Raw genomic sequence first — 6,000 nt, 5'->3', positions numbered from 1 at the left:
CTCCAGCGAGCGCTGGTCGGCCACCTTGAACCAGCGGACCTCCTCGACCGTGTCGCCCCAGAACTCCAGCCGCAGCGCGGAACCGTTTTCCGTCATCCTCCGGACGGTGGCGAAGCCCGCGGGCGCGCAGGCGCAGGCGCAGCCGGGCGACAGGGCGGTGTCGCCGCTCGGCCCGCTCGCCTGGAAGCCGGAGCCGTCGGTGGCTCCCGGCGCGAGCGCGCCGGCGAGGCCAGGCGCGTGTCCGGCATGAGGTGCCTGTGTCACACCCCGATCGTTGCGGCTGGTGGGCCCCGGCGTCAGATCGGCGAGTGCGGCACCTCCTGGGTGTGGTGGTCCAGCAAGCGGGTGAGCAGGTGCACGAACTGGTCGCGTTCGGCAGGGGTCAGCGGGGCCAGCAGCTCGTCGTGGAGGTCGTCCAGGACCTTGTCGAGGCGGCGCAGGTGCCGGCGGCCCTGGGCGGTGATCGTGATGATGTTGCGGCGGCGGTCGTCGGGGTCCGGTGTCCGGCCGATGAGGTCGCGCTCGGCCAGTTCGTTGAGAACGCCGACCATGTCGCTGCGGTAGATGCCGGTGCGCCGGCTCAGCTCCGCCTGGCTGCCCGGGCCGTGCTCGTGCAGCGAGGCCAGCACGGCGTAGTGCCACTTGCGGGCGTCGGCCTGGGCCAGTCCCTCGTTGATCAGCCGGTCCGACTGCGCGGTCATGCCTGACAGCAGGCGGCTGGCCCGTCGGCGCAGTCTGTCCGGCGTCTTCGTCTCGCCGTGGTGCGTCATGTCGCCGGCTTCGGCTCTGCTGCTCATGGCGCTGATTCTACCGGTTGCGTTAGTCGGGCTAACGATGTAGATTCGTTCGTGGCATAAACGTTAGTGATATAAACGTTAGCAACTGAAACAGATTGGAAGATCATCGTGACGACCGCAGCCGCCCAGCCCTTCGGCACCGCGCTCATCGGCCAGACCGAGAAGGCGCTCAACGCGATCCTTGACCGGCAGCTCGCCGGGACCGGCATCACCGAGCCCCAGTGGGTGACCCTCACGCTGACCGAGGTCGGCGGCGGGACCGTCGACCGGGCCGAGCTCGTCCAACGGGTCAGCCGCGCCACCCAGTTCAGCCAGGCGTCGGTGGCCGAACGCATTGCCGAGCTGACCGCCGCGGGGTTCCTGCGCGACGGCGGCGAGGGCCGCGTCCAGGTCACCGACGAAGGACACAGGCGCTGGACGCAGGTCCGCGCCGCGATCGGCCCGATCGCCCAGGGACTGTGGAGCGACCTGCCGGCCGAAGACCTGGCTACCGCGGGCCGCGTCCTGAACACCGTCCTGGCCAGGGCCAACGCGGTGCTGGCCACCCCCTGAACCCTTCATCCCCGCAACCGCCACCCGGCACGAAAGAGGAAGTCATGCCCACGCACACCCTGATCGCCGACCGTATCGAGATCGCCGACCTGCTCACCCGCTTCGCGCTCCTGCTCGACGAGAAACGATGGCAGGACGCGGACACCGTCTTCGCCGACGATGTGGCCGTGCACTCGCCCCGCGGGGGCGAACTCCACGGGATCGACAAGGTCGTCGACTTCATGCGCCGGAGCGAGGTCGAGGGGCAGGAGACCCAGCACACGACCACCGACCTCCTGGTGGACCTCGACGGCGACCAGGCGGCCGTCTCGGCGAACTCGATCGTGTACTACTACCGCGCCGGCCAGGCGCCGCACTTCACCGGCGGCCTGCGACAGCACTACACCGCAGCCCGGACGCCGGCAGGCTGGCGTCTGCGCGAGGTGCGGATCACGCCCGCCTGGACCCGCGAGAACTGATCTCCGCGAGGCCGGGCACACCCAGGAGGGCATCAGGATCGCGCCGAGAACGGCTTCGAGAACACGTCGCGCGGACAGCCCGCCCGTGGCGGCGGCCCGCTGCCGAACTCGGCGATCCAGGCGGGCGGCCTTCATGGCGTGCTCGGTCAGGCGGCCGCGACTGATGGCGTTGCCCAGCCGCGCGAGGCGGGGCATGACGGCCAGCACCTGGTTGTCGGTCCCACCCGCGGGATCCGGTGCCGGCATCGGCCGGCCCGTCCCTCGCCTACTGGCTGGACCGGTACGGCTTCGAGGTCACCATCGTGGAGAAGGCCGCCCACCTGTGCGGGGGAGGGTACGCCATCGACATCCGCGGCACCGCCCGCGACGTCGGAGAACGTATGGGCCTACTCCAGCGGCACCCGGCGCACGTTCGCCCTGGTGATCGGCGCCGGTGGGCTGCATTCCAACACCCGCGGCCTGGCCTTACGACCTCGGTCTCGAACACGAGGGGAGGTCGTGGAACGTTCCGGGCAGGGCCGCCGCCCTGTACGCACCACCCCGGCGAGCCGATGCACGGCTCCCTGATCTTCGCGCAGGACGAACCGCCCTTGTCCTGCCCGACCACGAGGGTGTGGCGCAGGTCACGTGGATGCGCTGTCACAAGGACCGGGTCGCCGGCATCTTCTGCTCGATCGGCAACAAGGCCGGTGTGCGGAAGGAACTTCATGAAGGCACCCTTGGTAACCCTGCGCAGGGACTTCGGCGGCGACATCATCGAGCCCGGCACGACCGGCTATGACGGGGCCAGCCGCTCGATGCTGGTCTCCGGTAGCCCGGCCTACGTGCTTCGGCCGGCGAGCGTCGCGGACGTCCAAGCCGGTGTCCGGTTCGCCGCCGACGCAGATCTGGTGCTGTCGGTGCGTGGCGGTGGTCACGCCTTCGCGGGTTTCGGCACCAACGACGACGGCGTCGTGATCGACCTCGGCAAGCTTACGGACGTCGTGGTCATCGACAAGGAACGTCACGTCGTACGGATCGGCGGCGGCGCCACGTGGGGTCAGGTCGCGGAGGCCCTGGCCCCGCAGGGCCTGGCGATCTCCTCGGGTGACACCAGGAGCGTGGGCGTCGGCGGGCTGACGTTGGGTGGCGGCATCGGCTGGAAGGTCAGGAAGTACGGCCTGGCCCTGGACAACCTGCTCGCCGCCGAGGTCGTCACCGCCACCGGCGAGGTGCTGCGGGCCGGCGCCGAGGAGAACGCGGAGCTGTTCTGGGCGCTTCGCGGGGGCGGCGGCAACTTCGGCGTCGTGACCGCCTTCGAGTTCGCGGCGCACCCGACGACCGACGTCTTCTACGGCGTGATCACCTTCCCGGCCGCGGAACTGGCCGGGGTGCTCCAGGGCTGGGCGGCTTACCTGCGAACCGCTCCGGAAGAGCTGACCTCCATCGTGAGCTTCGCCAGCCCCTTCGCGGGCGGCCCCGACGCGCCGGTGGAGATCCAGGTCGCCTTCGACGGCGATGACCCGGAGTCGGCCGCGAAGGCCATCGACCCGATTCGCGCTCTGGGAACGGTGGTGAGCGACAGCGTCACGCTCCAGCCCTACGCGGACATCCTCGTTCAGGGCCAGGCCGCGCCGCCCGGCGTCCGCCTGCTCACCCGCAGCGCGTTCGTCGAGGCTGGATCGGTGCGCCCGGTCCTCGGGATTCTCGCCGAGGCCGGGGCATCACCGGGATCACCGTTCATCGCGGTACGCAGCGTGGGCGGCGCGGTCTCCCGGGTCCCGGGCGATGCCACCGCTTACGCCCACCGCCAGGCGGAGCTGATGTTCGTGACCATCACGGCGGGGCCGGAGCCGCTCGTCGAGGCCGCCCGTCCGGCCCTGGAGGCGATCTGGGAAAGACTGGCACCCCAGGTCAGCGGGGCCTACGCCAACTTCCTCACCGCCGCCACCCAGGAAGACGTGGCCGCGATCTACCCGCCGCGGACCTACCGGCGGCTCGCGGCGGTCAAGCGCCGTTACGACCCCGGCAACCTGTTCTCCCGTAACCACAACGTCCGACCTCAGTAACCCATCTGGCGGGAGCCGACCATGAGTGAGTACACCGAGCGGATGGACTCGGCCACCGAGGGATTCGTCGCCCACCGGAATCTGCTGTTCACCGTGGCCTACGAGATGCTCGGCTCGGCGGCCGACGCCGAGGACGTCCTGCAGGAGACCTGGCTGAAGTGGGTGAGCGTCGATCTCGACGCCGTACAGGACAAACGTGCCTACCTGGTTCGGATGGTGACACGTCAGGCGCTGATGCGGTTGCGTACGCTCGGCCGGCGCAAGGAGTCCTACCTCGGGCCGTGGTTGCCCGAGCCGCTGCTGACCTCACCCGACGTGGCCGAGGACATCGAGCTGGCGGACAGCGTCTCCATGGCGATGCTGCTGGTGTTCGAGACCCTCACGCCGACCGAGCGGGCGGTGTTCGTGCTGCGCGAGGTGTTCGCCCTGGGCTACGACGAGATCGCCGAAGCCGTGGACAAGAGCCAGGCCGCGGTCCGCCAGATCGCCCACCGGGCACGGTCCCACGTCGCCGCGCGCCGACCGCGCGGAGGCGTCTCCCAGGCCGAGATCCGCAACGCGCTCGAAGCCTTCCAACGAGCAGCCCAGACCGGCGACCTGCAGAGCCTGCTCACCATCCTCGCACCCGACGTCGTCTTCCTGGGTGACGGCGGCGGAGCCGTACAGGCCGCCCTGTCACCCATCGTCGGCGCCAGCCACGTCGCCCCCCTGGCCGCCGGGCTGGCCCGGTACGGCGCCGGGGCACTGCAACTGGCACAGATCAACGGCCATCCGGCTCTGCTTCTCCGCGTCGATGGCGAGATCGACACCGTCATCGCGGTGCGCATCGACGACGGCCTCATCACGGGGCTGTATGCCGTACGCAATCCCGAGAAGCTGTCGCGCGTCGAGCGGGAGACCACGGTAAGCCGCTGAGCTCTCTTCAGACGCCCACGCGAATGACTCGCGTGGTACACCACTCCACCCGTAAAGGACGAAGTGATGGAACCCCGTTTCGACCTGATGGCCAATCCCCTCGGCGCCAAGATCGCCAAGCGGATCTACAACGTCGCCCTGGCCATTGCCCAGTCGTCACTGCCGCAGGCCACCCAGGACCTGGTGATGCTGCGTGCCAGCCAGATCAATGGCTGCGGATTCTGCGTGGACTACCACACCAAGGACGCCACCGCAGCCGGCGAGGATCCCGTCCGGCTCCACCTGACGGCCGCCTGGCGCGAGTCGACGGTGTTCACCGACGCCGAGCGGGCTGCACTGGCCCTCACCGAGGAGGGCACCCGGATCGCCGACGCCCACCCCGGCGTGTCTGACGAGACATGGGCGAAGGTACGCCAGCACTACGACGACGACCAGATCGCCGCCCTGGTCTCCCTGATCGCCATGATCAACGCCAACAACCGGCTCAACGTGATCGTCCGCAATCCGGGAGGCTCCTACCAGCCCGGCCAGTTCACCAACCTGGCGAATTAGCCGGCAGGCACATCGCAGCCCGGTCCAGATCGAGTGATCTGGGCCGACCCGCGCACATCCGCCGGCAAGAACGCTGCGCTCCCCACCGTCGAGGCTGACTGACCCACTCGGATATGGCGGCCCGTTTCTGCCGTGTTCCGGTGGCACCGCATCAAGGTGATTGCGGCCCGGATCAGGCGGGCGTCGCCAATCGAGGAATTGGTCGAGTGCGGCCTGCTCGTCGTCGACGGCGGTGCGGTCGACCACAGTCGTGCCCGATGGGATGGAGAGTTCGGTCTCACGGGGTCGGCGCCGGACTGCAACCGTCCGCTCCGAGGTAGCCGTTCCAGGAGAAGGCGCTGCCGCAGCGGTAGGTGCCCGCGTATGGGCCGAACTGGAGCACGACGACGACATCGACGCCGCCCCAGCCGTCGCAGGGGTTGGCCGAGATGTGGGAACCGTCGGCCTGCGGGGTGAGACTGCCCGCGAAACAGGTGTAGGAGCCGGCGGCGTGGGCAGTCCCGCCGAGGGCCGGCGAACCGGCGAGGGTCGCCGCGACCAGCGCGACGACGGCGCAACGCCTGATGAGTGGCACGGGGTTCCCTCCTCGGGCTGTGGGGCGGTTCGCTCCACACGCTAGGTAGCCGCCCGGCGCCGCCCAAGGGCATCCGTCACCGATCGGTAGTGGATTTTCCACAC

The 6,000-nt window shown here is 69.7% G+C and carries 8 protein-coding genes; 5 read left to right on the top strand and 3 right to left on the bottom strand.

The features are described 5' to 3' along the window. On the bottom strand, window positions 1–264 hold a 264-nt coding region (locus AB0H75_RS41865; protein WP_367805980.1), incomplete at its 3' end, for a hypothetical protein. 32 nt (window positions 265–296) lie between these two features. After that, window positions 297–797 carry a MarR family winged helix-turn-helix transcriptional regulator gene (locus AB0H75_RS41860; RefSeq protein ID WP_367805978.1) on the bottom strand — a complete coding sequence of 167 codons (501 nt, stop codon included), beginning with the start codon at window positions 795–797 and terminating at the stop codon, window positions 297–299. Between the two features lie 108 nt (window positions 798–905). On the opposite strand from AB0H75_RS41860, the gene AB0H75_RS41855 reads away from it, so the two are divergent. The 5 genes from AB0H75_RS41855 to AB0H75_RS41835 all read left to right on the top strand — a co-directional run bounded on the left by AB0H75_RS41855 (window position 906) and on the right by AB0H75_RS41835 (window position 5,322). Continuing rightward, window positions 906–1,349, top strand: coding sequence for a MarR family winged helix-turn-helix transcriptional regulator (locus AB0H75_RS41855; protein WP_367805976.1), 444 nt, complete (start codon window positions 906–908; stop codon window positions 1,347–1,349). Between the two features lie 44 nt (window positions 1,350–1,393). Beyond that, window positions 1,394–1,807 carry a nuclear transport factor 2 family protein gene (locus AB0H75_RS41850; protein WP_367805974.1) on the top strand — a complete coding sequence of 138 codons (414 nt, stop codon included), beginning with the start codon at window positions 1,394–1,396 and terminating at the stop codon, window positions 1,805–1,807. Window positions 1,808–2,514: 707 nt separating this feature from the next. Further along, entirely contained in the window at window positions 2,515–3,855 is a 1,341-nt protein-coding gene (locus tag AB0H75_RS41845; protein WP_367805972.1) for an FAD-binding oxidoreductase, read from the top strand. Between the two features lie 21 nt (window positions 3,856–3,876). Next, on the top strand, window positions 3,877–4,770 hold the full coding sequence (locus AB0H75_RS41840; protein WP_367805970.1) for an RNA polymerase sigma-70 factor: 894 nt from the start codon (window positions 3,877–3,879) through the stop codon (window positions 4,768–4,770). A gap of 66 nt (window positions 4,771–4,836) precedes the next feature. Continuing rightward, complete coding sequence (locus tag AB0H75_RS41835; RefSeq protein ID WP_367805968.1) at window positions 4,837–5,322, top strand: carboxymuconolactone decarboxylase family protein; 486 nt, start codon at window positions 4,837–4,839, stop codon at window positions 5,320–5,322. A 277-nt stretch (window positions 5,323–5,599) separates the two neighbouring features. Here the strand turns inward: AB0H75_RS41835 and AB0H75_RS41830 are convergent, their stop codons facing one another. After that, window positions 5,600–5,896, bottom strand: coding sequence for a hypothetical protein (locus tag AB0H75_RS41830; protein WP_367805966.1), 297 nt, complete (start codon window positions 5,894–5,896; stop codon window positions 5,600–5,602). Between the last annotated feature and the right edge of the window lie 104 nt (window positions 5,897–6,000).

Source organism: Nonomuraea sp. NPDC050783 (assembly GCF_040802095.1).
In the GTDB taxonomy this organism is placed as follows: Bacteria; Actinomycetota; Actinomycetes; order Streptosporangiales; family Streptosporangiaceae; genus Nonomuraea.
This window is presented reverse-complemented; position numbering and strand designations above follow the sequence as displayed.

Excerpts from the sequence above, each read along its gene's own strand:
- AB0H75_RS41840 (WP_367805970.1), top strand. The coding sequence starts at position 3,877 with ATGAGTGAGTACACCGAGCGGATGGACTCGGCCACCGAGGGATTCGTC.
- AB0H75_RS41835 (WP_367805968.1), top strand. The coding sequence starts at position 4,837 with ATGGAACCCCGTTTCGACCTGATGGCCAATCCCCTCGGCGCCAAGATC.
- AB0H75_RS41845 (WP_367805972.1), top strand. The coding sequence starts at position 2,515 with ATGAAGGCACCCTTGGTAACCCTGCGCAGGGACTTCGGCGGCGACATC.
- AB0H75_RS41860 (WP_367805978.1), bottom strand. The coding sequence starts at position 797 with ATGAGCAGCAGAGCCGAAGCCGGCGACATGACGCACCACGGCGAGACG.
- AB0H75_RS41850 (WP_367805974.1), top strand. The coding sequence starts at position 1,394 with ATGCCCACGCACACCCTGATCGCCGACCGTATCGAGATCGCCGACCTG.